Annotated in this window: 23 protein-coding genes; 7 read left to right on the top strand and 16 right to left on the bottom strand. The window is 44.5% G+C overall.

The annotated features are described in order from the left end of the window. Positions 1-53 precede the first annotated feature (53 nt). A complete protein-coding gene (locus ACYVNW_RS17125) occupies positions 54-2,879 on the bottom strand; it encodes a 2-oxoglutarate dehydrogenase E1 component (protein WP_460681140.1) in 2,826 nt (941 codons plus the stop codon). 272 nt (positions 2,880-3,151) lie between these two features. Between ACYVNW_RS17125 and ACYVNW_RS17120 the strand changes: the two genes are divergently transcribed. Beyond that, a complete protein-coding gene (locus tag ACYVNW_RS17120) occupies positions 3,152-4,009 on the top strand; it encodes a glycosyltransferase family 92 protein (RefSeq protein ID WP_460681139.1) in 858 nt (285 codons plus the stop codon). A 347-nt stretch (positions 4,010-4,356) separates the two neighbouring features. On the opposite strand, the gene ACYVNW_RS17115 is transcribed toward ACYVNW_RS17120, so the two are convergent. Next, positions 4,357-4,674: a hypothetical protein gene (locus tag ACYVNW_RS17115; RefSeq protein ID WP_460681138.1), complete on the bottom strand. Its 318-nt coding sequence runs from the start codon at positions 4,672-4,674 to the stop codon at positions 4,357-4,359. A gap of 193 nt (positions 4,675-4,867) precedes the next feature. Between ACYVNW_RS17115 and ACYVNW_RS17110 the strand changes: the two genes are divergently transcribed. After that, the gene (locus ACYVNW_RS17110) at positions 4,868-5,470 is read left to right on the top strand and encodes an FEKKY domain-containing protein (RefSeq protein WP_460681137.1); all 603 of its coding nucleotides are present in this window, start codon (positions 4,868-4,870) and stop codon (positions 5,468-5,470) included. Positions 5,471-5,543: 73 nt separating this feature from the next. Here ACYVNW_RS17110 and ACYVNW_RS17105 read toward each other — a convergent pair whose 3' ends face one another. From ACYVNW_RS17105 to crtD, 9 genes are all read right to left on the bottom strand, one after another. Continuing rightward, positions 5,544-7,079, bottom strand: a complete 1,536-nt coding sequence (locus tag ACYVNW_RS17105) for a cryptochrome/photolyase family protein (protein WP_460681136.1) — start codon at positions 7,077-7,079, stop codon at positions 5,544-5,546. Between the two features lie 816 nt (positions 7,080-7,895). Then, entirely contained in the window at positions 7,896-8,567 is a 672-nt protein-coding gene (locus ACYVNW_RS17100; RefSeq protein WP_460681135.1) for a fatty acid desaturase, read from the bottom strand. Positions 8,568-8,579: 12 nt separating this feature from the next. Then, complete coding sequence (locus tag ACYVNW_RS17095) at positions 8,580-9,431, bottom strand: 4-hydroxy-3-methylbut-2-enyl diphosphate reductase (protein ID WP_460681134.1); 852 nt, start codon at positions 9,429-9,431, stop codon at positions 8,580-8,582. A gap of 44 nt (positions 9,432-9,475) precedes the next feature. Continuing rightward, positions 9,476-10,123: a carotenoid biosynthesis protein gene (locus tag ACYVNW_RS17090; protein ID WP_460681133.1), complete on the bottom strand. Its 648-nt coding sequence runs from the start codon at positions 10,121-10,123 to the stop codon at positions 9,476-9,478. Continuing rightward, positions 10,099-11,196: a glycosyltransferase family 2 protein gene (locus ACYVNW_RS17085; RefSeq protein WP_460681132.1), complete on the bottom strand. Its 1,098-nt coding sequence runs from the start codon at positions 11,194-11,196 to the stop codon at positions 10,099-10,101. The genes ACYVNW_RS17090 and ACYVNW_RS17085 overlap by 25 nt, the downstream gene beginning before the upstream one ends. A 2-nt stretch (positions 11,197-11,198) precedes the next feature. Next, a complete protein-coding gene (locus ACYVNW_RS17080; protein WP_460681131.1) occupies positions 11,199-11,819 on the bottom strand; it encodes a 1-acyl-sn-glycerol-3-phosphate acyltransferase in 621 nt (206 codons plus the stop codon). 178 nt (positions 11,820-11,997) lie between these two features. Then, a complete protein-coding gene (locus tag ACYVNW_RS17075) occupies positions 11,998-12,621 on the bottom strand; it encodes a lysophospholipid acyltransferase family protein (RefSeq protein ID WP_460681130.1) in 624 nt (207 codons plus the stop codon). Beyond that, positions 12,614-13,438 (bottom strand): alpha/beta fold hydrolase, encoded by an 825-nt coding sequence (locus ACYVNW_RS17070; RefSeq protein ID WP_460681129.1) that lies wholly within the window; start codon positions 13,436-13,438, stop codon positions 12,614-12,616. The genes ACYVNW_RS17075 and ACYVNW_RS17070 overlap by 8 nt, the downstream gene beginning before the upstream one ends. Positions 13,439-13,482: 44 nt before the next feature. Then, the gene (gene crtD, locus ACYVNW_RS17065; protein WP_460681128.1) at positions 13,483-14,979 is read right to left on the bottom strand and encodes a 1-hydroxycarotenoid 3,4-desaturase CrtD; all 1,497 of its coding nucleotides are present in this window, start codon (positions 14,977-14,979) and stop codon (positions 13,483-13,485) included. Between the two features lie 123 nt (positions 14,980-15,102). Here crtD and ACYVNW_RS17060 point away from each other — a divergent pair, with 123 nt between their 5' ends. Further along, complete coding sequence (locus ACYVNW_RS17060; protein ID WP_460681127.1) at positions 15,103-15,315, top strand: hypothetical protein; 213 nt, start codon at positions 15,103-15,105, stop codon at positions 15,313-15,315. Between the two features lie 4 nt (positions 15,316-15,319). On the opposite strand, the gene ACYVNW_RS17055 is transcribed toward ACYVNW_RS17060, so the two are convergent. Together ACYVNW_RS17055 and ACYVNW_RS17050 are read right to left on the bottom strand one after the other, a co-directional pair. Continuing rightward, positions 15,320-16,219 (bottom strand): LysR substrate-binding domain-containing protein, encoded by a 900-nt coding sequence (locus tag ACYVNW_RS17055; protein WP_460681126.1) that lies wholly within the window; start codon positions 16,217-16,219, stop codon positions 15,320-15,322. Between the two features lie 130 nt (positions 16,220-16,349). Continuing rightward, entirely contained in the window at positions 16,350-17,357 is a 1,008-nt protein-coding gene (locus ACYVNW_RS17050) for an aspartate-semialdehyde dehydrogenase (RefSeq protein WP_460681125.1), read from the bottom strand. Positions 17,358-17,915: 558 nt separating this feature from the next. Between ACYVNW_RS17050 and ACYVNW_RS17045 the strand changes: the two genes are divergently transcribed. The 4 genes from ACYVNW_RS17045 to ACYVNW_RS17030 all read left to right on the top strand — a co-directional run bounded on the left by ACYVNW_RS17045 (position 17,916) and on the right by ACYVNW_RS17030 (position 21,075). After that, on the top strand, positions 17,916-18,869 hold the full coding sequence (locus ACYVNW_RS17045; protein ID WP_460681124.1) for an NAD-dependent epimerase/dehydratase family protein: 954 nt from the start codon (positions 17,916-17,918) through the stop codon (positions 18,867-18,869). A gap of 137 nt (positions 18,870-19,006) precedes the next feature. After that, positions 19,007-19,729 carry a YebC/PmpR family DNA-binding transcriptional regulator gene (locus ACYVNW_RS17040; RefSeq protein WP_460681123.1) on the top strand — a complete coding sequence of 241 codons (723 nt, stop codon included), beginning with the start codon at positions 19,007-19,009 and terminating at the stop codon, positions 19,727-19,729. A gap of 119 nt (positions 19,730-19,848) precedes the next feature. Continuing rightward, on the top strand, positions 19,849-20,064 hold the full coding sequence (locus ACYVNW_RS17035; RefSeq protein ID WP_460681122.1) for a DUF2442 domain-containing protein: 216 nt from the start codon (positions 19,849-19,851) through the stop codon (positions 20,062-20,064). An 18-nt stretch (positions 20,065-20,082) separates the two neighbouring features. After that, positions 20,083-21,075 carry a hypothetical protein gene (locus tag ACYVNW_RS17030; protein WP_460681121.1) on the top strand — a complete coding sequence of 331 codons (993 nt, stop codon included), beginning with the start codon at positions 20,083-20,085 and terminating at the stop codon, positions 21,073-21,075. Positions 21,076-21,218: 143 nt separating this feature from the next. On the opposite strand, the gene ACYVNW_RS17025 is transcribed toward ACYVNW_RS17030, so the two are convergent. From ACYVNW_RS17025 to trhO, 3 genes are all read right to left on the bottom strand, one after another. Next, a complete protein-coding gene (locus ACYVNW_RS17025) occupies positions 21,219-22,016 on the bottom strand; it encodes a carboxylesterase family protein (RefSeq protein WP_460681120.1) in 798 nt (265 codons plus the stop codon). Continuing rightward, a complete protein-coding gene (bglX, locus tag ACYVNW_RS17020) occupies positions 22,013-24,298 on the bottom strand; it encodes a beta-glucosidase BglX (protein ID WP_460681119.1) in 2,286 nt (761 codons plus the stop codon). The genes ACYVNW_RS17025 and bglX overlap by 4 nt, the downstream gene beginning before the upstream one ends. Before the next feature lie 162 nt (positions 24,299-24,460). Next, the gene (trhO, locus tag ACYVNW_RS17015; protein WP_460681118.1) at positions 24,461-25,429 is read right to left on the bottom strand and encodes an oxygen-dependent tRNA uridine(34) hydroxylase TrhO; all 969 of its coding nucleotides are present in this window, start codon (positions 25,427-25,429) and stop codon (positions 24,461-24,463) included. Positions 25,430-25,466: the final 37 nt, after the last annotated feature.

Below are 25,466 nucleotides of genomic sequence, written 5' to 3'. Positions count from 1 at the left end.
CACCTATGCTTCGAGTGCCTCAGCATGACAAGGGTTGTATTTTATTCTATTAATTAATCAGCATTGGCTTTAGCCATTTCTTTGGTGGTTTCCTTCACCGTTTCTTTTACCTCTTTACCAGCGGTAGCATCTTCAAACGCTTTGGCAATAATGTACAACTGCTGCGAGTTGTGCTGCTTAGAGTAACCGGTAGCGGTGCTGGCAGCCTCTTTACGTGAGATGACATCCAATTGCAACTTACTCTTGCGGAACTTGCGCAGCATGAATGGCCATGCTCCCATATTCTCTGGCTCCTCTTGTACCCAGATGAAATCTTTGGCATTGGTGTATTTGGCTTGGATAGCTTCCATCTCCAGTACCGGGGTTGGGTACAATTGCTCTACGCGCACAATGGCCACGTCGGTACGTTTGTCGGCCTGTTGTTTCTCCAGCAAATCGTAATAAATTTTGCCGGTACAGAACAGCACGCGTTTCACTTTTTTGGTTTCTGCGTAGCTGTCATCAATTAACAACTGGAAAGCGCCCTGAGTAAAGTCTTCCAGTTTAGATACACAGGCCGGGCTGCGCAGTAAGCTTTTGGGTGTAAACACTACCAATGGCTTACGGAAATTGCGGTGTAGCTGGCGGCGCAGCATGTGGAAGAAGTTAGCAGGCGTGGTACAGTTAGCTACCTGTATGTTGTTATCGGCACAAAGCTCCAAATAACGCTCAATACGTGCTGAGGAGTGCTCAGGGCCCTGGCCTTCATAACCATGTGGCAGCAGCATTACTAAGCCGTTACCACGCTTCCACTTGGTTTCGGCGCTGGCAATGTACTGGTCGATGATGATTTGGGCACCGTTGGCAAAATCACCAAACTGAGCTTCCCAAATGGTCAGCGCATCAGGGTAAGCTAAAGCGTAACCGTATTCAAAACCCAATACGCCGTATTCAGACAGTAAAGAGTTGTAAATACTGAAACGGGCTTGTTCCTCGCTGATGTGATCGAGCGGAGTGTATTCTTCGTCGGTATCGGGCAGGGTTAATACCGCATGGCGGTGTGAGAAAGTACCGCGCTTTACATCTTCACCACTTAAACGTACCGGGTGACCTTCTTTTAATAAAGTACCGTAAGCCATCAGTTCGCCCACAGCCCAGTCAAAGGTACGGGTTTCGTTCACCATTTTGCGGCGGTCGTCAAACAGTTTCTCAATTTTTTTGAAGAACTGTTTGTCGGCAGGAAGTTCGGTTAATTTACGGCCAACCTCCAGCAGGGTTTCTTCTGATACCCTGGTTTCGGTATCGGCATATACCTCTTCGGTTTTGGCAATGTGCAGACCCTCCCAGGCACCGGCAAACATGGGTTTGCTTTCGGTAAAGCGCTCTTCTGATTTTGATTCGTTCAGCTTTTCCTGCAATAAATCGCGGAAGCTTTTTTCCATCTCTTTAGCCAGGTTGGCATCTACGCTGCCCTGAGCCAAAAGTTGCTGGTTATAGATTTCGCGCGGGTTCGGGTGCGCCTCAATGGCTTTATATAAAGTAGGCTGGGTGAATTTCGGCTCGTCAGATTCGTTGTGGCCGTATCTGCGGTAGCACAACAAATCAATAAATACGTCTTCATTAAATTCCTGACGGAACTCCATAGCCAGGTTAATTACATATACCACTGCCTCGGCGTCATCACCGTTTACGTGCAGTACCGGTGAGAGCACAGTTTTGGCCACATCGGTACAATACGTACTCGAGCGGGCATCCTTATAATTGGTAGTAAAGCCAATCTGGTTATTGATGACCAAATGGATGGTACCACCGGTTTGATAACCGTCCAGCTTTTCCATTTGCAGCACCTCGTATACAATGCCCTGGCCGGCCACTGAGGCATCGCCATGAATCAATATAGAGGCTATCTTTTTGTTATCGTTGTTGTACTTGCCGTCAATTTTGGCACGGGTTAAGCCTTCTACAATCGGGTCAACCGTTTCCAGGTGTGATGGATTAGGGCAAAGGCTCAGGTGTACTTTGTTACCATTACTGGTTTCCACATCGGTAGAGTAACCTAAGTGATATTTAACGTCGCCACCAAAAGTAGTTTCAGGGTCGTAGGTTTTGCCTTCAAACTCCGAGAATACTTCTTTATAGGTTTTACCCAAAATATTGGTAAGCACGTTTAAGCGGCCACGGTGCGCCATACCAATGGTAAACTCCTCGATGCCTAAGTGTGCCCCTTTCTCAATTACCGAATCCAATGCCGGAATCAGTGACTCGGCACCTTCCAGTGAGAAACGTTTTTGGCCCAGGAATTTTGTACCTAAAAAGTTTTCGAACACCACGGCCTGATTCAGCTTGTTCAGGATGCGTTTCTTTTCTTCGATAGAGAAATTAGGCGTATTGCGGCCTTTCTCCATACGCTCCTCAAACCATTTAATTTTATGCGGATCGCGGATGTAGCGGTACTCGGCGCCGATAGACTGGCAATAGGTTTGCTCCAGCAATTCGCGGATGTCGCGCAGTTTGGCTGGGCCTAAGCCTACTTCCACACCGGCATTAAACACGGTGTCCAGGTCGGCATCGCTCAGGCCGAAAGTTGCCAGTTCTTTGCCTGGGTAGTACTTGCGGCGCTCGCGCACAGGATTGGTTTTGGTGAACAGGTGACCACGGGTACGGTACCCGTTAATCATGTTCAGCACATTAATTTCTTTCAGGAAGTGCTCGGGGGCATTGCCGCCGGTTGCGGCCGGGGCCTCTCCTGCTGCTGCGCCTTCGGTTTGCTGACCGAAATCAAAGCCTTCAAAAAATTTCTGCCAGCCGTAATCAACCGATTCGGGATCTTGCTGGTAAGACTGGTAAAGAGAGTTTATATAATCAGCGTTGCCGCTGTTCACGTACGAAAGACGGTCCATAGGTGTTCCTATTTTAAAAACGGTACAAAATTAACAATAACTGTGGTAAGTTACACGGTTTAATTTGCAAATCGTTTTCAGAAAGTTTATATTTTGGGGCGGAAGGGGATTGAAGGTAGTATATAGACCATTTGCAGGTAGTTAATCATATAGTCACGGACTACTGGCATAAAGCTTCAATTTGGAAACTTTAAAGAACTGGAGATAGGGCTTGAAGTAAAAGCTAAATCTCCATTCTAAAAATTACCTTCGTAACTTGAACCAGTTTTGTAATGTTACAGAAATTATTTAATAAGCCACGCTCATTTACTTACCGCCTTGCCATTTGCTGTATCGTAAAAGATGAGGAAAAACGCTACCTCGAAGAATTTATTGATTACCATAGCAAGGCAGGTGTTGAGCATTTTTATTTTTATGATAATGAATCATCTTGGCCACTGGCTGAAGCATTAAAAGATTATGTAAGGCAAGGAATTGTAACCATAACCGTTGTAGCAGGTAAAGGCATACAGACGGAAGTATACGGCAGGTGCCTGAAACAATATGGCCCGATTTGCCAATGGATAGCTTTTATAGATGTTGATGAATATATAGTAGTTAAAACACTTAATGGCAACATTCCGGATTTTTTGAAAAACTATGAACAGTACGGTGCATTATGCATTAACTGGCTGCTGTTTGGTTCAAACGGGCAAAATGAAAAGAGCAGCGAATCACAACTTTCTACTTATATCCGCCGGTCATTAAAAAGCCTGTCGTTCAATGAACATGTAAAAAGCATTGTACAAGCACAGTACGCAATTGATGCGCCTTACAACCCGCATCACTTCAGGCTGAAGAAAGGGTGGTACACTGTAAATGAAAACTTTGAGCGTGTTGACGGCCCTCTTTCCACCCATACTTCAAACAAAATACAGCTTAACCATTATTTTTTGCGTTCACTTGAAGATTATAACGAAAAAATGAAGCGCGGCCGAGCTGATTCACCAACAACAGACCGTACCATCGATTACTTTTATGAATTGAACAAAGAAGCCAATTTAATAGTTGACGAAAGTGTCTTGGAACTCGAACTGATGTGGAAGGCTGCAGAATCAAATACTTCAAGTACCAACAAGGCCAAACACTAAAAGTAGGTTTCAAAGTATTTTTACTTTACGCACTGTTATTACTTTTTACTGGTAATTATCTTATCCCCGCTCAAATACCCACGCTTGGATAATTGAGTAATATTGAGAATTCCAGATAAGTTTGATTAGATTCATAAAAAACAATTACCGATTATGATTCCGCAAATTACACCGTTGATTTTAGTAGCCTGTACATCTGCAGGCATTATCTTTTATGTACTGCGAAATCGCGTTGCAAAAAAGAACCGATAATTAATAGCAGCCATTTGAATTCGTTTAGGGATTTTAACATTCCCCCTTTTCCGCTCAAGCGTGGACGCTTGAGCGGAAAAGGGTAAGTCCTTTTATCAAATCTGTATCTTGGGGCCCAATTGAACAGCGTTGGTAACTATAATAGCGGGCCTTCCCTTGTAACTGCTTACAATGCCACTAAAGTGCCATTTGCCTTTCCTTGCATTTATACATTCCTTATTAGTCTTTAAACCTTGAATCAACACTGTTAACAGCTGGTTAGGGTATCTACCTCCTACATACAATAGAGTAAGCGAACTATTGATTACTTTATAACCGGTTACCGCATCATAAATATACACCTCAGCACCTTTATGGCTTACTGCATCCTTGGTGGGCATAGTAGGTTCTTCAGCGTTTACTCTGCCTTTCAATGCTTGTTGAAGCGGTTGTTGTGCAAATGCTTTACAAGTAAACAAGGCTATAAAGGACAGGACAAAGAGACTTTTCACAAAAGTGAATATATGGAAAGTTATTATGCTGTTATACTTATAAACTTCAACTTGCAAACTTTAAAGAACCGGAAAAATTTAAAAAACTAAAGAAAGACAATTATATTGCTAATAAATGAAGCAACCGATCCTATCCTTTAAATCAATAATCACTTCTTTACCGATAGCCTTAATCTGTTTAATACCAATTATGGTAAACGCACAATCCCGTCAGACTTTCGTTATCAAAGGCACAATAATAAATGGGTTACAATTAAAATCTATGCCGCTTACTTTAGCTGACAGTAGTAAAAAAATGATTACTTCTGTTACGAGTGACAGTTTAGGCCAATTTGCTTTTAAAGACTTGCCGAACGGGAAATATCATTTGATAAACAAAAATTACAAACTTGATAGCACTTTTATCATTAATGGCCATTCGATTATCCCCTTTATCATTGAGCTAAATGCATGTGATATAGATGCCAGTCAAGCAGTTGTAGATATTCAGCATAGTAATGTCAAACTCTTACTTGCCGGTGGTATTGCCCCTGTCTATTACCACGGACAAGAAACTTTTGAGATGAAGTATAAATTGAAATATTATGAATATGGCTGTACGCCACCAGACCAAACTTGCATGTTAGCTTATAATAAAGTTATCTTTAAATACCTTGATCAGCAATATGGCAAGCGCTGGCGTAAAGAGGTTAGAAAGGATGTGATTGGTTACAAATAGGCCCAACGCTTTTTCGCTCATGCTAGGACACTTAAGCGAAGAAGCGTTGGGTACAGGCAAAGTTTTAGCTAGTTTACAAATTCTCCAAATCATCAATATAAGCAGCCGCCTGCTCATTCACCGCTTCCAGTTCCTCTCGGCTCATGTTGTTGAGGTGTTTGTAGGCCATACCGATGCGGGGGTTGCTTTTCAGCTTATCAGCGTTGCGGTCTAAAAAATTCCAGTACAGGCTGTTGAAGGGGCAGGCCCGTTCGCCATGGCGCTTTTTGTAATCGTAATGGCAATGCTTACAGTAATCGCTCATCCTGTTGATGTAGGCTGCCGTAGAAGCATAGGGTTTTGAGGCAATGAGGCCACCGTCAGCAAACTGGCTCATGCAGCGGGTATTGGTAATTTCTACCCATTGTATGGCATCCACATATACACCCAAATACCATTCATCCACCTCATCGGGGTGTAAGCCGGCAATCAGCGAGAAATTACCGATGACCATGAGGCGCTGAATATGATGTGCCCAGGCATGCTCCAAGGATTGCCCAATGCACTTGGCCATGCAGTTCATTTTGGTTTGCCCATCCCAATACCAGTGCGGTGCTTTATTTTGGTGATTAAAGTAATTCTTTTGTTCCAGCTCCGGCATTTGTGCCCAGTACACGCCCCGCATAAACTCGCGCCAGCCCATCACCTGCCTCACATAGCCTTCTACCTGCGCCAAAGAAATCGCCTGCTGATGTTGCTGCCAGTGTTGTACTACTTTGTTAATGATCTCGCGCGGCGCAATCTGCTTGGAGTTTAGCGCAAACGACATGCGCGAATGGTATAAGCTGATGTGTTGCTGCAACATGGCATCTTCATAAGTACCAAAGTGCGGCAGCAGGTGTTCACAGAAATAATCCAGCGAACTTAAAGCCTCCTTGCGGGATAGCGGCCATTCTAAACTTTTCTCATCCACCTTACCAAAGTATCTTACCCCCATCCGGTCAATCATCTCTTTCAATGCCGATACATCATGGTTGTAACTAATGGGCGGAATGAGCGGCACTGCACCGTCATACTTTTTACGGTTATCAGCATCAAAATTCCAACGCTGACCAATGGGCTTGTCGCCATGCATTAGCACGCCGGTTTGCTCGCGCATATAGCGGTAAAAAGATTCCATCAAGTAATTCTTTTTGCCGCCGAAAAAGTTACGAACATCGTCGCGCTGGGTTAAAAAATGCTCGGTATCGGCTACTGAGGTTTCAATGCCTAAACCTTTACCAATCAATTTTAATTGCTCATCCAGCCGGTATTCATCGGGCAACTGGTACTCAAAATTTTCGATGTGGTGCTGTTCAATGAGCCGCTTCAAGTTATGCTCAATATCCTGCGTATTCTCCGGTGTATCCAGGTTAATGTAAACCACCTGGTGTCCTGCTTTTTTTAATTGATGTGCGAAGTTGCGCATTGCCCCAAAAAAGGCCAGTATCTTTTGCACATGATGAAATACATACTGCTGCTCCTGCATTACTTCCATCATGACATAAGTAATCTCAGGGTTTACTTTCTGGTACCAGTGGTGCTGACTGTTGAGTTGATCGCCTAAAATAAGGCGGAGGGTATTGGGCATACATGGTTTAACAACAGTGGTTATGCTGTTGTTCTTTTTATCACTTGTATGAGTAGGGTTTTAGTGATTCTGGGTTAAAAATGTTGATTTAGTGTTTCATGAGGCCAGGGTTGTCGTGTATGAATGTCAGTGGATGTTCTTTTTCTTTTTCCGCAAAAGAAAAAGAACCAAAAAGAAAACTCGTGGCTGCGTCTTTTTCTTTGAGGTGTGCAGTGGGAAGGCAACTGCGGTAACAGCCGAAAAAGCCAAGGCCACATAAGTAGGGTATTGATGTGCATTGAGGGGAGCTGACTTAATCAGAATTTATAAGATTAAGAATGAACAAAATGCTTGACACCACTGCGTCATTGCGAGGTACGAAGCAATCTTTCACCACCTGACTAAGACAGGATGCATAGAGATTGCTTCGTTCCTCGCAATGACGTGGTGGTGATAGGTGTAGTACCAGTTGATTCTTGCTTCTTGGCTCTTGATTCTTAACTCTATTCCTTTGTCAGCCCCTCAGCTTTGGGCGAAAGGAGGGCAGCACTTGGTGGCCTTGAGCGCAGGCAAGAGGCCTTTTAGTGTTTGCACTGCCAGTAAACAAAGCACAAGCCGCTCATACGCAAACACTAAACAGCCTGTGGTGCTGACTGCCTTTGCAGCGGTGGCCTTGTGCGGCAAAAAAGCCTAAGCGCGCTTTACTTGATTTATTCGCTATCGCTCATGAGACCGCTACGCTAAGTTTTTGGTTCTTTTCTATCAAGACAAAAGAACAACAACCAACATACAGCACAAGCCTAACAAAGCGGGTAGCACCACAAAAAACAAAAAGAATCACTTCATTCGCCACAACTTCCACCATGGTGTACCGGGTGAGGCATGGTGTTCGTAGTGGTAACCAAAAAAGTAGCAGGACAAAAACGCAAACACATGGTTTTTGGACTGGGTGCGGGAATGATGGGGGTTTTCGTGCTCGCCTTTGTGGGGTTGATAGGTACCGAAATAAAACAGCTGCAAAGTGCTTAACAGCGAAGGCACCACCCAAAACAAAATCAGGTTAGGCTGCGGTATCCAAATCATTAAAATATTGAATAAAGCCGCCATAAATATAACTTGCCAAATGGAAAGGTAATTGCGGATGAAGGTAAAATACCAGGTGACAAAATTGCCATGATGATAGTCGGGGTCATCATCGCTGTGCACATGGCTGTGGTGCTTGTGGTGCTTGGTATACAGTTTGGGATACCAAAATGCCGCGTACAAAAAAGTAGTAACACAGCCTATCAGGGTGTTAACTTTCGGATTTGAAGCTACCGTGCCATGCATGGCATCGTGGGCGGTAATGAACAGGCCGGTGTACAGGTGCATTTGCAGCAGCATAAACAGGTACAGCAAAGGATTGCGCCAATTCACCTGCCATTGCATCAACAGCAACGTAGAAGTTACCCAACAACCGATGACCAGCAGTGCAACTAAAATTCCGGCGTTGGATACGGGCCTGCGCATACATAATAAAATTTAATAGCTTTCCAGCCGGGCTTTTACTTGTCGCATCAGCCACATGGGGGTTGAGGTAGCGCCACAAATGCCAATTTTATCATGAGGCGCAAACATTTCGGCATGCAGTTCATCTGCCGAAGAAACGAAATAGGTATCAGGATTATATTTGCGGCATACTTCAAACAACACCTTTCCGTTAGAAGACTTTTTGCCTGATACGAATACAATCTTATCAAATTGAGTTACAAATTTAGGCAGTTCCTTATCGCGGTTAGATACCTGCCGGCAAATGGTATCGTTCGCTTTTACTTCGTAGCCACGCTCAATTAAGGTGTTTTTGATATCGTAAAATTTGGCGGTGCTTTTGGTAGTTTGACTGTAAAGCGTAATTTGCTGTGGTAGTTCTACATTATCCAGTTCGGCCAAATCCTGAAATACCAGTGCCTCGCCATTGGTTTGCCCCTGCAAGCCAATCACTTCCGCATGGCCGTGTTTGCCGAAAATCAGGATATTATCCTTGGCATCATGCGAGGTTTTGATGCGGTTTTGCAGTTTAAGCACTACCGGGCAGGAGGCATCAATAAGCATGATGTTGTTTTCCATGGCAATGCGGTAGGTTTCGGGCGCTTCGCCGTGGGCACGGATCAGTACTTTCTCGTTGTGTAAACCCTTTAGCTCCTCATGCTCAATAATGCGCAGGCCTTTGGCTTTCAGCCGCTCTACCTCTTCATCGTTGTGTACAATATCGCCCAGGCAGTATAAGTAGCCATCTTCAGCCAGTATTTCTTCGGCCATATCAATAGCATATACTACACCAAAGCAAAAGCCCGAATCCTCATCAATGGTTACCTGTAATCCATATTCGCCCATAGTAATACAAAATTACGTTAAAAACGGCACAACTCGCAATTAGTTTAGGCCAGCAGCAATAAAGCAAAAAACACCGCCTGTACCAGCAGCAGCACCGGCCCGGCTAAACTTTGCTTTTTAAACTTAAATAACTCAAAAACTGATAGCGATAGTATACTCACTATAAACCACCCGCCATAATTACCTAAAGGAACATTACCCCCGCCCCATTGCCAGTAATCAAAACGCTGGGCAGTGGGTTCTATCATTACATCCAAACCTACCAACAACAGTGCGGCTATCAGTACTCGTAGTATTGCTGCTTTAATGCCTGAATATTGCATGGTTACCCCGGCACCATAAATAAGGAGCAACCAGTTAATACCCATAGTAAGTGGAATACCGCTGATACTAAAACCCAGTGTTTTGCCATAATTGTATTCGCCAAACAGCCACCCTTTATGCACGCCTATCCACTCTGCAGTATAACCTATGATATATACCACCAATATAAATCCTATAAAACGTGCATCAACTCGGCCATAACTGTAAATAATGACTAGCAGCATTAATAATAAATGGAAAGGCACAATTTGTAGAAACAGCGGGCGGGTGGCAGGAATCAGAAAACCAGCCAGGCCTACGGCATGAAACAGGACGATAACAATAATGGCAACCGTGGTATGGCTCAGACTATTCTTCTTCCCTTCCATACGGCATTTTTAGTAAGGTGATTTTGAATGGCCATTACACCAATTAAACCCAGGGTGAGCATCTGCAGGGGATGCAGTACAATATTTATGAATACATTTTGGCCCGAGAGCATGGAAATCATTACCCGTGAGAGGATAATCAAGCTATACATCATTATAATAAATGGAATGTTTAGGGTGCTGAGGATTAATAAAGGGCCGCATATAATTACAATCAGGTAAATAAGAAAGCCAATTACACTGTAATTAAAGGCAGCTAAAAAGTTTTTACTAAAGCCCCGGGTCGCCTCGCCATAATTACTGTACATACGGCAATAGATAAACCCGTTGGCCAGCAGGCCTTCGCCTTTGTAACCGGCCAATTTTACTTGCTTCATAATTTCTACATCTTCTACCACGCGGTTTTTGGCCTGGCGGTGCCATTGCTCCCGGCGATATATTTCGGCATCAAACAACATAAACTGCCCGCTGGCTGCAGCAAATGCATAGTTTTTCGATAAGTAAATTAATCGGATAGGCAGCAGGTTGAGCAACAGGTAATGCATAAGCGGTACGGTTAGCTTTTCACCTGCGGTTTGCATTACCTGGTTGGTAAATAAGCTAAGCAGTGCCAGGCGGTTGGCCTTAAGGCGGTAAACTGCGCTGTTAATCAATCCGCGACTGATTTTTTCGTCGGCATCTAAAAACATCAGGTGCTTGCCTTTGGCCTGTTGCGCCAGCTGGAAGCAGGCAAAATTTTTACCCAGCCAGCCTTCGGCTAGCGGGCGGCCTTTGATGACACTGAACTGCGGATGTTGCTCTGCAAAGTCGGCACATAGTTTATAAGTATCGTCATCGGAGTCATCATCCAAGATAATTACTTCATAATTTTTGTATTCTTGGTTAACAATGCTCTCCAGCAGGGTAAGTATCTGGTGTGCCTCGTTGCGGGCAGGAATGAGTATAGATACCAAATCTTCCTGCATTTTAATTACGCGGCGCAATTTGGGGTCTGAAATAAAATTGAATAGTGTAACTACAAAACGCAGTACAATAAAAATGCAGACAACAAACAGAAGAATATAAAAAACCACGCCTATACAACGTTTTGAGTGTGTTGCAGTTTTGCCGAGCTGTAATGTTGCTGATAAAGCTGCTGTAATTGGTTAATATCAGTAACCGCAATCTCGCTGCTGCTAAGGTAGGTATAAACTGAAGGCTTTTTGTGCTGAAAGTTCTCGACAAAGGTAGCCGCTAATACATATTGAAACCTGCCGGATGCAGGCTGCACCACTTTCATTAATCCTTTCTCTGTATGTACCTCATTTACAAAATTAGAGTATAGTTTACCCTGCGGAAATATAAGTACCAGGTTATTGGGATCCTGCAATAATTCGGCTGCATATTGCAGGGAAATCAGCATCTCCCGCGAGTTTTTTATCATGGAAAAAGCACCCATGTATTTCAAAAAAAATACTTTCTGTACGGTATCTTCCAGAATCATGATATGAAAACGTTTTTTGAAGCGCAGATGATTTAGCCAATATAGAATAAAGCCATCCCACCAGCCAAAATGGTTAGCCAGCAGCAATATCGATTTGTCTGGCTTAACCTCAATTGAGCCAAAATGCAATGCTTTAAAATTACGGCGGAGTATGTGCCCCACATAATGATGGAAGAAGGAATGAATGAATTTATTTTTTCTGGGATAGATCATGCCGCAGCGGCAAAATACAAATTGCTTAGAGAAAATTTATAACATAAGTTGGATTAATGCATAAGCTGTTGGTGCTGTCGTGCTGAGGTACTCGAAGCATAGTGCACAGGCCGCACCCATAAACGCTCTGCACCCATCCTTCGACGGATCTCAGGATGACAAGTGGTTATGCTGATTATCAATGCGCTACATGTACCTGATCTTTCAGCGCTTGCTGATGAAATGTATTAATCTGCTCTTTTAACTTCTCAAAATCAAAATCATGATTAGTTCCGCAATCCAGCAAGTGCAGGTAGACAGAGGGTTTCAGGCTTTCAAAATAATCAATAAAAGCACTGTAGTAAATGATCTGACAGTTGCCTTTTACTTTTTTAATGATATGGGCAACACCCTTTTCAATGTGAATATCCGTAGCGTGATTAGATACCAGTTCGCCCTGCGGAAACATGGCAACCAAATTAGTCGGGTTGCTTAAAATTTCGGCTGTATAATTTAGCGACTGCACTACTTCTCTTGATTTTGGGTTAATGGAAAAACCGCCCACATGCCTGAAGTAAGACCGCTGCATTAAATGGTCCTCCTGCATCATGATATGAAACCTGCGGCCCAGATGACGGTAAGTGAGGTGCCCAGCCCAAATACCATCCCACCAACTAAAATGATTGCACAACAGCAATACTGAATGGTCTGGCTTAATGGCAACCGGTGTATGGTGAAACACTTTAAATGCTTTGCGTATGCGGTAAGCCACATAAGGTGCCAGCAGGGTTTGTGCCCAATCGCTTCTTTTGTGTTCAATCATGCTCGGTTGTATTTACCAGATATGCGTCCAGCTCGGGGGTAACCAGCCAATGGCCCATATTTACCTCATGTACCTGCGGCTGCTGCAATTTAGCAATAAATGGCTGCGCCGCTTTTAAGGGGAACAACAAATCATCTTTACCGAATATGAACCGGCATTTGATGTTGTGCTGATTGATTTGCTGCGCTATCTTTTCTGCATCAGGCCGCAGCAGTTTAATCAAGTTAAGGGTATAGTATACATCCAGTCGTTTCTTTTGCGTATCTACCTCATTATAGGCAATGCGGTACAGGCTTTCGTCAATAAATTTTACCTGCTTTAGTCCTTTTAAAACTGCCGGAGCCAACCAATTACTTTTGCTTACCCACCTGAATAGCCCCTTACCTGCCCAATGATGGGTTAAAAAGTGAAAGCCTTTGTATACTGCCAGCCCGTCGGGCGCCATCAAAATAACTTCATCGATGTACTCTCCAAACTCCTCAACCAACAGCAGCGCCAGGTTAGCACCAATAGAATATCCCATCACGCTAATGCGCTGCCGTCCGAATTGTCGGAACCACTGCTCCAGATAGGCTTTTACCATTTTTTTAGGCATACCGGCAATAATTTGCTTCTCTTCCCAACCGATTAAACTGCTTTCGCCGTGAAAAAAATGATCGAAACCGTATACATGATACTCCTGTAGGATGGATTTTTCCAGCACATGGAATTGCCTTCCCGTCATGCCATAGCCATGAAAAGCCAGTAGTGGCTTGGCTCCACTTCCGTACTCATGGTAATGTACACGGCCCAGTTCGGGCAAATTCGAAAAACCCATAGCAGGCAAATATAGAAAAAGGCTTATAACCTTAAACAACGGTACTAAAAGGCCTGCTTTTCAACCACAGGTACCCATTCACTTACAATTTTACCCGACAGCAAAGCCAGCGGAATACCACCACCGGGATGAACACTGCCACCGCAGAAATACAAGTTATTGATTTTTGAAGATCGGTTGGCGTGGCGCAAAAAGGCAGCAAACTGGTTATTAGAACTGGTGCCATATAAAGAGCCCTGATAAGATGAGGTGCGGCTTTCAATGCTGCGCGGGTCCAATATACTTTCGCAGGTAATAAGTGATGCAATGTTTTGCCCCAATTGAAGAGTCAGTTTTTGGATGATATTTTTACGGGCTTCGTCAATAAGCTTATCCCAATCCTGCCCGGTGTTGGCAGGCACGTTAATCATTACAAACCAATTCTCGTGCCCGGTGGGTGCATCATCGGGCTTGCATTTTGAGCTGATGTTGAGGTAAACAGTAGGGTCGGCGCTAATATTTTTCTGTTGCCAGATATGGTTAAACTCGCCCTCATAGTCGGCGCTGAAAAAGATATTATGCAAATCCAGTTCCGGAAACTGCCTGCTGATGCCCCAATAAAATATTAATGCCGAACTACTGCGTTCCTGGTTCAGTATTTTTTCAGGAAAAAGATGCGGGTGCTGTTGCAATAACTTGCGGTAAGTAAACCATACATCCATATTAGATATCACAATATCTCCTTTAATGTACACATCATTTACCTTTATACCCGTTGCCTTTTTACCGGCCACTACAATTTGCTGCACCGGTTGCTGATAATGAAACTTAACGCCCAAATCTTCAGCTAACTTCACCAGGCTTAAAGTAATGCTGTACATGCCACCCTCCGGAAAATAAGCCCCAAATTGCTGCTCCAAATGCGGAATCACATTCAATGTAGCTGGTGCCCGGTAAGGATTAGAACCATTGTAAGTGGCATAACGATCAAAAAATTGGGTGAGCTTTGGGTTATCAAACTGTTTTGCGTTGGCTTTATGCATGGTGCGCATGGCATCAATCTGCGGTAAGCGCATTACCGATTTCAGGGTACTCCAGTTTAAGTAGGTTTTTAGCCGGTGCAATGACTGCTCTAAAAAAACATGGTTAGTGATGTGGTAAATGGCTCTACTTTTTTTGAAGTAACCGCGAATATGAGCAGCGGGCTCTTGCAACACCTGTTCCGCTTCTGCTGCAAATTTATCTGCATTGGCATAAGCTGTAAAACGTTTCCCATCGGCATAAAAGTAGTTGCAAATGGTATCCAGCCGCTGGTATTTAAACTCATGCTCCGGGGTTTTACCTGCCAGCCTAAATAATTCATCTACATATTGCGGCATAGTAAACAGGCTGGGGCCGGCGTCAAAACGGTAACCCTGCTGTTCAAACTCGCTGAGCTTGCCACCGGCATAGTTGTTAGCTTCAAACACTTCTACGGTATAGCCTTTTATGGCCAGCCGTATGGCTGTTGCAATACCGGCAATACCGGCACCAATAATGAGTGCTTTTTTAGCTTGAGACATTTCTACAAATATATTTGTAACTTAGTTGAAGTTATTAATTTATGAGTCCGATAATTTTAATAACTAATGAGCCTTAGCTTGCGTATAAAGCACTCACATGGTTAACAGCATGAACGTTTGTAAATGAAACAGTTCTTATTTCAAACTCTTTTTTTCATTCTGCTTTCAGAAAGCGCAGGCGTAGTGCTGAACAGGCTGATACTGCATGAATCGGCTACCGAAGTGGCTATTGAATCATTGATAGCAGGTATGACCAGCAGTATCATTTATTATCGTTTTGCTAAAAGCTTTAAGCGCCGGCAAGAAAAGCTGGAAAAAGAAACTATTGACCGATAGCCTGTCAAGGCCCCAAATGCTGCGCAGCATATTCAGTAAAATCATGCGTAAGCCCATAGTCTTCTGTCCCCTTACGACGAATAAAATAGAAATTCCTGGTAATTCTTAACCCTTCTACCGGCACTTTTACCAAATCGCCTGCAGCCAGCTCACGCACAATAGCCGGCTCCGGTAAAAAGCCCAGACATTGATCGGCTAAAATAAAGTTCTTCAAAGCTTCTGTGCCGCCTAAGCGAATTTTCACGGTTAAATCGGCCGGTTTTACATGATGGGCTGATAGTGCTTTAAACAATGCATTCAGCGTACCTGATCCCCGCTCGCGTAAAGCCACCGGTGTTTTTAACATTTGCTTTAAAGATAATGATTTACCTGCCAGCGGACTTTTAGCCGAACAAACGGGGATGACCTCATCCGTCATGAATGGCTTATAAGATACGGTGGTCAGTTTGTTATCTACCTCAATAATGCCCAAATCCACCTCATGGGTAAGCAGGGCATTCAAAATATATTCAGAATTTCGGTTCACCAACTGGATATCCACATTGGCGTTTTTTTGCTGAAAACCGGATAAAATAGAAGGCAAAATATACAACGCAATAGTTGTACTTGCCCCTAATCGCAAATGTCCGGATGCATGTGAGGTATTGCTTAGCAGAGATAAATCGTATTCGGCACGGCGTTCAATTTCAATGGCCTGCAATAAGTATTCGTTCAGTTTTTTGCCGGCTTCGGTGAGCACTATACTGTTTCCTTTGCGCTCAAACAGCGGCACTTTGTACTGATCTTCAAGCGCCTTAATATGCTTGCTGATGGCAGGTTGAGTAATAAACAGGATATGCGCTGCCTTTGAAAAACTCAAATTGGCCGCCACCTCCATAAAAACACGATGCGCAAAGGAAATCATCTAAGTATGTTTAAAACCGAGCTCGCTATTGTTACTTATTAGCTATAACCTTAAAAATAACTACAATGTGATTAAATAAAACAGGGATAGTGAGTCACTATCCCTGCTAATTTATAATTTATATTGTTAATTACGCCTCAACAGCCTGACCAATCAGGTTTTTCTCCATCAGGTACTCAGCAATTTGCACCGCATTGGTAGCCGCACCCTTGCGCAGGTTATCAGATACAATCCAGGCATTCAGGGTATTGGGCTGACTTTCATCTCTGCGTAGGCGACCTACAAACACTTCATCCTTATCATGTGCATCCAACGGCATCGGGTATTTCAGGTTAGCCACATCATCAGTTACAATTACGCCGGGGGCTTTGCTTAAAATGTCACGTACTTCGGCCAAATCAAAATCCTGCTCAAACTCTACGTTTACCGCTTCTGAGTGACCGCCCATTACCGGGATGCGCACCGTAGTTGCGGTTACCCGGATACTGTCATCACCCATTATTTTACGGGTTTCCAGTATCATTTTCATTTCTTCTTTGGTATAGCCGTTATCCTGGAACACATCAATATGCGGCAATACGTTCAGATCGATTTGATAAGGATAAGCCTTGGGGCCTTCAATACCTTTACGCTCGTCCATCAATTGGTTTACTGCCTTTAATCCAGTGCCAGTTACCGATTGGTAAGTTGATACCACCACACGTTTAATTTTATAACGATCATGCAATGGCTTTAAAGCCACTACCATTTGTATGGTTGAACAATTAGGGTTGGCAATAATTTTATCTTCGGCGGTCAATACATCCGCATTCACCTCAGGCACCACCAGCTTTTTGGTAGGGTCCATACGCCAGGCCGATGAATTGTCAATTACAGTGATGCCCGCTTCGGCAAACAGGGGGGCCTGCTCCAGCGAAGTGCTGCCGCCAGCCGAAAATATAGCCACATCAGGCTTTTGTTTAATCGCATCCTCAACAGCTACCACCTTATAGGGCTTACCCTTAAATATCACTTCCTTACCAACACTCTTGGCTGAAGCTACGGGGATAATTTCTGTTACCGGAAAGTTGCGTTCATCCAGAACCTGCAACATTTTGGTGCCTACCAAGCCAGTGGCACCCACAACTGCGACTTTCATTTTCTTTATTAAACTGTTTATAAATAATTTGTAACGCTCAACAGGTTAAGCGCATATCAAAGTTAAGATTTTTTATTGAGGTGTGTGGTTATAGTATTTGTTTTGTGCTGGTGTTGTATTGTTTGGTATTATTCTTTTGTCTTGATACAAAAGAACCAAAAACTTAGCGTAGCGATTTCATGAGCGATAGCGAATAAATCAAGTACATCCCCGCTTAGGCTTTTTTACCGCACGGGGCCTGCCCTGCAATGCCAGCCAGCACCACAGGCGGTTTAGTGTTTGCGTATGAACAGACTTACAACACCTCTCCACCCAGACGCGGTGGGCTGGCAGAAACCGCCCAGGCATGCGGTGGCCTTGTGCGGTGGGAAGGATTGTTTCTGCCTTGATTTTTTGTTACTTTTTGATCAAGCAAAAAGTAAATTGCCAATCAGCACAGCACAAACTCAAACCGGCGGATAGCAATATAAACCCAACAAAGCAGATAGCAGCACAAAATAATCTCATCTCTAACAACAACCCCAAAATCATTACATTTGCCCCGCATAAATTCTGATGATGAGCGAGAAAATATTAGTGATCGGCGCTAACGGGCAAATCGGCACAGAACTGGTACTGGCCCTGAGAGAAAAGTTTGGCAGTGAGCAGGTAATTGCTTCTGATTTAAATCCGGCCAATGAAATACTGGCGCAGAGCGGCCCTTTCGAACAACTGGATGTACTGAACAAAGAACGCCTGCACGAAATATTCAATGCTCATCGCCCGACTCAAGTATATCTGTTAGCTGCCATCCTTTCTGCCGTTGGCGAACAAAAGCCCCGCCTGGCTTGGGATTTAAACATGAACAGCCTGCTACAGGTAATGGACATGGCAGTGGAATTTAAAGTACAAAAGTTATTCTGGCCCAGCTCCATTGCCGTATTTGGCCCTAATTCGCCGCGGCAGAACACGCCGCAGTACTGCATTATGGACCCAAACACCGTGTATGGCATCAGTAAACTGGCCGGCGAACGCTGGTGCGAGTATTATCATAAAAAGCACGGGCTGGATGTGCGCAGCATACGCTACCCGGGCCTCATCAGCTGGAAAACGGCACCCGGCGGCGGCACTACTGATTATGCCATTCACATTTTTCATGAAGCTTTAAAAACAGGCACCTATCAAAGTTTCCTTTCGGCCAATACGGCCCTGCCTATGATGTATATGGATGATGCCATACGTGCTACCCTGCAACTGATGAATGCCCCGGCAGAACAGATAAAAATCCGCTCAAGCTATAACTTAGCTGGTATAAGTTTTACGCCCGAGCAGTTGGCTAAAGAAATACAACAGCATCTGCCTGAATTTAGCATCTCATACAAAGATGATCCGCGCCAGGCCATTGCCGACAGCTGGCCGCAATCTATAAACGACAGCGCAGCACAGCAGGACTGGGGCTGGCAACTGGAGTATGATTTGCCCCGGCTCACCCAAACCATGCTTGAAAACTTAAAGAATACTGTAAATTTGTAGTTTATAAAGAATTACACTGATTATTGAGAGTGATTGCACTGATTGGTTTACTTGATATACAAAATAATCAGATTGCCTTCGATGAAATCAATCTGCAATCGGTGAAATTCAATAACACGTGAAATCAACCAAGATATATGGGAAGAGCATTTGAGTTTAGAAAAGAAAGAAAATTTAAGCGCTGGGCGAAAATGGCCGTACAATTTACCCGATTGGGTAAAGAAATTGTAATGGCTGTAAAAGACAGCGGACCTAACCCCGAAACCAACTCGCGCCTGCGCACCGCAATGCAAAACGCAAAAGCGGTAAACATGCCGAAAGACCGTGTGGAGGCTGCCATCAAGCGTGCCTCTAGCAAAGACGAAAAAGATTACGAGGAGCTGGTATATGAAGGCTATGCACCGCATGGCGTAGCTGTTTTAATTGAAACCGCTACTGATAATACTAACCGTACTGTGGCCAATGTGCGCAGCTATTTCACCAAAGTGGGCGGTAGCCTGGGCAAAACCGGCTCATTAGATTTTGTATTTTCCCGCAAGGCGGTATTCCGCTTTGAGCCGGGCGAACGCGACCTGGAAGAACTGGAGTTTGAACTGATTGATGCCGGACTTGAAGACCTATTTATTGAAACCAATGAAGAAGGCCAGGACGAGGGTGTGATCCATACTGCGTTTGAAGACTTTGGTAAGATGCAAAAAGCATTGGAAGAGCAGGGCATTGAAGTAAAATCAGCTAAACTGGAACGCATTCCGCAATCTACTACCGAGGTTTCGGAAGAAGGTGCTGCCGATGTGATGAAGCTGATTGACCGCCTGGAAGAAGACGATGATGTGCAGGCGGTGTACCACAATATGGCGTAAACTTTGACGTAAGGGATAAGGCTTCAGTCTTAAGATAAAACCAAACATTAATGTTATTGCGAGCGATTTCCAGCTTGTGAACCTCGCAATAACAACGTTTAAAACATAATTATACCACCATGGCTATTTTCACTTCACGCAATCAAAAGCAGAATTTCAAGGTATCTATTGAAGGCGACATGCTATACGTAGAAAAGCCGGATGGTAAACAAGCCGCATTCCCGCTGGCATTTTATCCCAAACTGCAACAAGCCACCGAAGAAGAGCGCAACAACTGGACCACCACAGCTTACGGCATCAAGTGGGCTGAATTAGGCATTGAAATTCCGGTGTAACCCTGATAATGTAAATCAATGACGTTCGAAGAGTTTTTTAAAAAGAAGAAAATCAGCTTGGATTTGCTGCAGGCAGCAGACCAAGCGCTATTTGCTGAATTTAAAACTCACTTTGAGCAAATGGGCGATAAGAGCTTCGACCATACCAAAAAATATTGGTTTAACAAGCTACGCCATCAATACCCCCTGCCCCCTGAACCCAAAGTGGAAAAGGTAAGGTTTGAAAATCAAATATCGGAGCAAACCATAACCGAAACCTTGGCTGAAGAAGCTACCCCGGCGGTAAAGCCCGGTTTTCAGCCACGCTTTAAAAAACCGATGCCTGAAAAATCATTAGATGAGGTAAAGGAAATCAATAAACATGCAGCCCAAACCTCACCTGAGGTTGCCCCGGAAGCAGCTGATGCAAAAGTGGATACCCAGCCCATTGAACCAACTCCTGAACCCGTTAAGCCTGCTTTTAAGCCCCGCTTTAAGCCAGGTGTAACCAATGCAGGTCAATCTAAACCCAAAACCGAACCGGCTAATCAGCAGCCAGAGGCTATGCCACCAATACCGGCAGATGAGCCACCAGCAGTATCACCTGCTAAACCGGCTTTTAAGCCCCGTTTTAAACCGGGTATAACAAAAACTGCAACGCCTGCTGATGCACCCGCACCTGAAGTTACCTCTGAAGCCCCGCAACCTGCACCTGCAACGCCAGAACATACAGATACAGTTAGCACTGAGTCTCTGGAATCAACTGCCGAAAATGCAGCGGTGGCTAATACACCCAAACCTGCGTTTAAACCTCGTTTCAAACCCAGCATTACCAAGTCAGCAACGCCACCGTTACCAACAGAGGAGCCGACTCCCATACATGCACCCGCTGCTGATACTACTGACCCGGCACCCAACCCAGATGCATCCGTATCAGAAACACCTGTAACTGCCGATGCACCAAAACCGGCTTACAAGCCCCGCTTTACACCCAAAATGGTGAAACCAAAGCCACCTGAAGGAGAAGAATAATTCTTTTAAGTCACTTTGTTTACCCCCCTGTAATTGCGAGCAACAGCATGGCAACCGCACGAAGGCATCTGCTCCTCTTTATAGCAAGCGATGACCACGCTACCGCTCGCCATGAAAATAATCACAGATTTATATTCATAACCTTACAAATGATGCGAGAACAGCCAGAACAGAAACGCCGGTTCGTTAAACGCATCAGTCCAGCTATTATGGGTATCATTGGGGTATAAGGTAAGTTTGGGGTTGCCGCCGGCTTCCTGTATAGCGGTTATCATTACTCGTGAGTGATCGGCCGGCACCACATCGTCTTTTTCGCCATGAAATATCCAGAGCGGTACACGCTTGGCATATGCCTTTGCATTATTGGTATTATCGCCACCGGCTATGGTAAATGCAGCCCCAAACAGCTTTGGCTTACGGCGCAGCAACTCAAACGTACCCATGCCGCCCATGGAAAGGCCTCCTGCATAGATGCGTTTGGTATTGATGTAAGGTTTATCGGTGAGTTGATCTATTAAACCCAATAAGGCATGCATGGCTTTGGTAGGCTCGCCACCTTCACGAAAATGAAAAGTTCGTTTTCCATCTACCGTATCTATTTTCACGTTCGACCAGTAACTATCTTTCGAGCATTGCGGAAACACCACAATTGCGCGGTATTCATTCCGGATGCTATCTCTTAAAAATAAATCACTTCCCCATTTCAGTTGCGCCTCGTTATCATTACCCCGTTCGCCACCTCCATGCAGTACAATAAGCAAAGGATACTTTTGTGCAGGGTTAAAGTTTAAAGGGAACAGTATGCGGTAAGGTAAAGTATCGCCTTTGCTGATATAACTCCCCCGCTCATAAGCTGAATTAACTTGCCCCTGCCCTAAAACAGGAAATGCCAAGCCGAGGCTTAGCATTCCTAAAATTAATATCCTGTAGTATTTGATCATAATACGAGTTTAAAATCCTGTTCCTGCGTATCCATGGAGTTAGGCCCGGTAAATACTTTAAAGTCGCCGGGCTCGCTGGTATATTTCATGTTGACATCATAAAACTTCAGGTCTTCGTTGGTGATGGTAAAATGCACATCACGTGATTCACCTTTGCGTAAAAATACCTTTTGAAACCCTCTCAATTGTTTCAGTGGGCGGGTTACCGAGCCTACCATATCACGTATATAGAGTTGCACTGTTTCCTCGCCATCGTAGTTTCCGTTGTTAGTAACAGTTACCGTAACGTTTAGTTTATCGGTTGCTTTAATCGTTTTCTTATCAATTTGCGGGCGCGAGTAAGTAAAGGTGGTGTAGCTCAACCCATAACCGAACGGATACAAGGGATCATTAGGCGAATCCAAATATTTGGAAGAATATTTATTGCGTGGATCAGCCGGGCGACCGGTATTTTTAGCACTGTAATATACCGGAATCTGGCCTACATTGCGCGGAAAGCTCATCGTCAGTTTTCCTGCCGGGTTGTAATTGCCAAACAATACATCGGCAATGGCATTACCGGCCTGGGTACCGCCAAACCAGGCTTCCAGCAGGGCCGGAAAATGGGCGTCTTCCCACTCTAAAGTAAGCGGCCGGCCATTCATCAGCACCAACACTACTGGTTTGCCCAAAGTATAAATTTCGCGCATTAAACGCTTTTGACTTTCAGGTATGCTGATATCAGTACGGCTGGCGGCTTCGCCGGTCATGCCCTGCGATTCGCCTACAGCCAATACAACTACATCAGCTTTTTTTGCTACATCCATAGCATTTTTCAACAAATCATCAGCGTTATCACTGCTCAGGTTACCTCCCTGCTCGTTTAGCTGGCGTAGCAAATCCGGGTTGTCGGTTAAATTGGCACCTTTAGCATAAGTAATAGTTACATTGTTGCCTGCTACGTTTTTCATGCCTTCTAAAAGGGTTACGGCTTTATTCCAATCACCCGCTGCACTCCAGTTGCCAATCATATCGCGTTTGGCATCGGCCAGCGGGCCAATTAATGCAATAGAACCCGACTTTTTCAAAGGCAGCACCTGCTGATAGTTCTTCAGCAAAACAATCGATTTACGTTCAGCATCACGCGCTGCTTCCAAATTGGCAGCACTCATAATCTCATTTTTGGCGCGTTCCTCGTTAGAAAAACGGTAAGGATCAGTAAACAGTCCTAATTTGTATTTAGCTTCTAAAATCCGGCGGCAGGCATCGTCGATAGTTTTCACGGCCACCTTGCCTTGTGTTACCGAAGCTTTCAGGTTGTTTTGAAATACGCCGCCCTGCATATCCATATCAATACCAGCGTTTATAGCGGCTTCGCCTGCTTCTTTCAGGTTGGCTACATTGCCGTGGTTCAGCATTTCGTTGATAGCCGTATAATCGGTTACTACAAAACCTTTAAATCCCCATTGCTTGCGCAGCAAATCATTCACAAGCCAAGGGTTGGCAGTTGAAGGGGTACCATCAATTTCATTAAACGAGGTCATGAAAGTAGCTGCCCCTGCATCTACACCTGCTTTATACGGCGGCAGGTAAGTTTCTATCAATTGGCGACGGCTCATGTCTACTGTATTGTAATCGCGGCCACCCATCACGGCCCCATAGGCGGCAAAGTGCTTTACGCAGGCCAGAATGGTGTTGGCGGCATCGTAGTTGCTTCCCTGAAAACCTTTTACCCGGGCTTTGGCAATCTGTACCCCCAGCCAGGTATCTTCACCGGCCCCTTCAGCTACACGGCCCCAGCGTGGGTCGCGGGCAATGTCAACCATGGGCGCAAACGTCCAATGCAGTCCATCGGCCGAGGCTTCGGCAGCGGCTACGCTTGCACTTTTTTGCATCAGGGCCAAATCCCAGCTTGAGGTTTCGCCCAGCGGAATAGGAAAAATAGTTTTATGCCCGTGGATGACATCGTACCCAAACAACAACGGAATATGCAGGCGGCTGCCTTTAATGGCCATTTCCTGCAGCTGGCGGGTAAAGGCCGGGGTATAGGCATTGAAGATGGAGCCGACCATGCCCTTTTGAATATCCTCCTTATATTTGGCATTTACCGTTGGGCCGGTAACCGCCATATCGCTGGTGTACTGTACCAGCTGGCCTATCTTTTCATCCAGTGTCATCTGTTTCATCAGGTTGCTGATGAACTGGTTCATTTTGGCATTGCTGGTAGTGGATTTAGGTTGCGCTGTTACACCTGTAGCCAGGGCAGCCGCAATTATCACAGCTGTTATTCTTTTGTATCTCATACGGTTGTAATTGGTTGATGCTCAAATCTATTTATTATTCATAACTTTTCTGAATCAACACCTTATATTTTAACAGCTACACTACCAGGTTGCCTTAAAATACAAAAGCTTGCCTTTAACGGGCAAGCTTTTGTATCAATTATTGAGTATTAACTAATTTTATTATTGCGCATCTGTAAGTGTTACGGCAGGCTTTGTAAGCTTTATATTCACCGGCTGTGGCACTTTTACATAATAGCCGGTACCATCATATACACGTTTGCGCGGATGTGTTTGGCAGGCATCGCTACAGCAGCCGTCCATTTTCCAGCCGCATTCTTCGCACTGGGTGAAATGCTCGTTGCACTCTGGATTAGCACAATTGATCATTTTATCAGTAGTGGCACCGCAATTGTAGCAGGTGGAAATTACAGTTGGGTTTACCTGGTTTACATCTACCGTTAAGCGGTTATCAAACACGTAGCATTTACCTTCAAAATCTTTACCGCCGGCTTCCTTACCGTATTTGATGATGCCACCATGCAACTGGTACACATTTTCAAAACCCTCGTGCAACAGCAGTGCCGAAGCTTTTTCGCATTTAATGCCGCCGGTGCAGTAGGTTAGTATCTTTTTATCTTTAAACTTGGCCAGCTCGTTAATTTTTGACGGAAAATCACGGAAGTTTTCAATATCCAGTGTAACTGCATTTTTGAAACGGCCTACCGAGTGTTCGTAGTTCGAGCGCACATCCAAAATCACTACATCGTCATCGTCCTTCATGGCCATAAACTCAGCAGGTTCTAAATGCTTGCCGGTTTGTTGTTGCGGATTAATCATCTCGGGATTTCGCAGGCCTGAATGCACAATTTCTGATTTGTAGCGCACATGCATTTTTACAAACGAAGGCTCGTCTACCTCATCAATTTTAAACTCAAGCGAGTTGAAACGGCCATCGGCTTTAACAGCATCCATGTAAGCCTGGCAGCTTTCGGGCGTACCAGAAACAGTGCCATTCAAGCCTTCATCGGCCACAATGATACGGCCGGTTAAGTTTAAGCTTTTACAAAACTGAAGATGATCGGCTGCAAATTGTTCAGCCTCGGCTATTGTAGTATAACAATAGTAAAGTAGGGTTTGATATTTTGCCATAAAACATTGATACTGCTGCAAACAGCGTGAAATGAGC

This window comes from Mucilaginibacter koreensis, from assembly GCF_054783355.1.
Note: the sequence above shows the minus strand (reverse complement) of the source record. Positions and strands in the feature narration are given on the sequence as shown.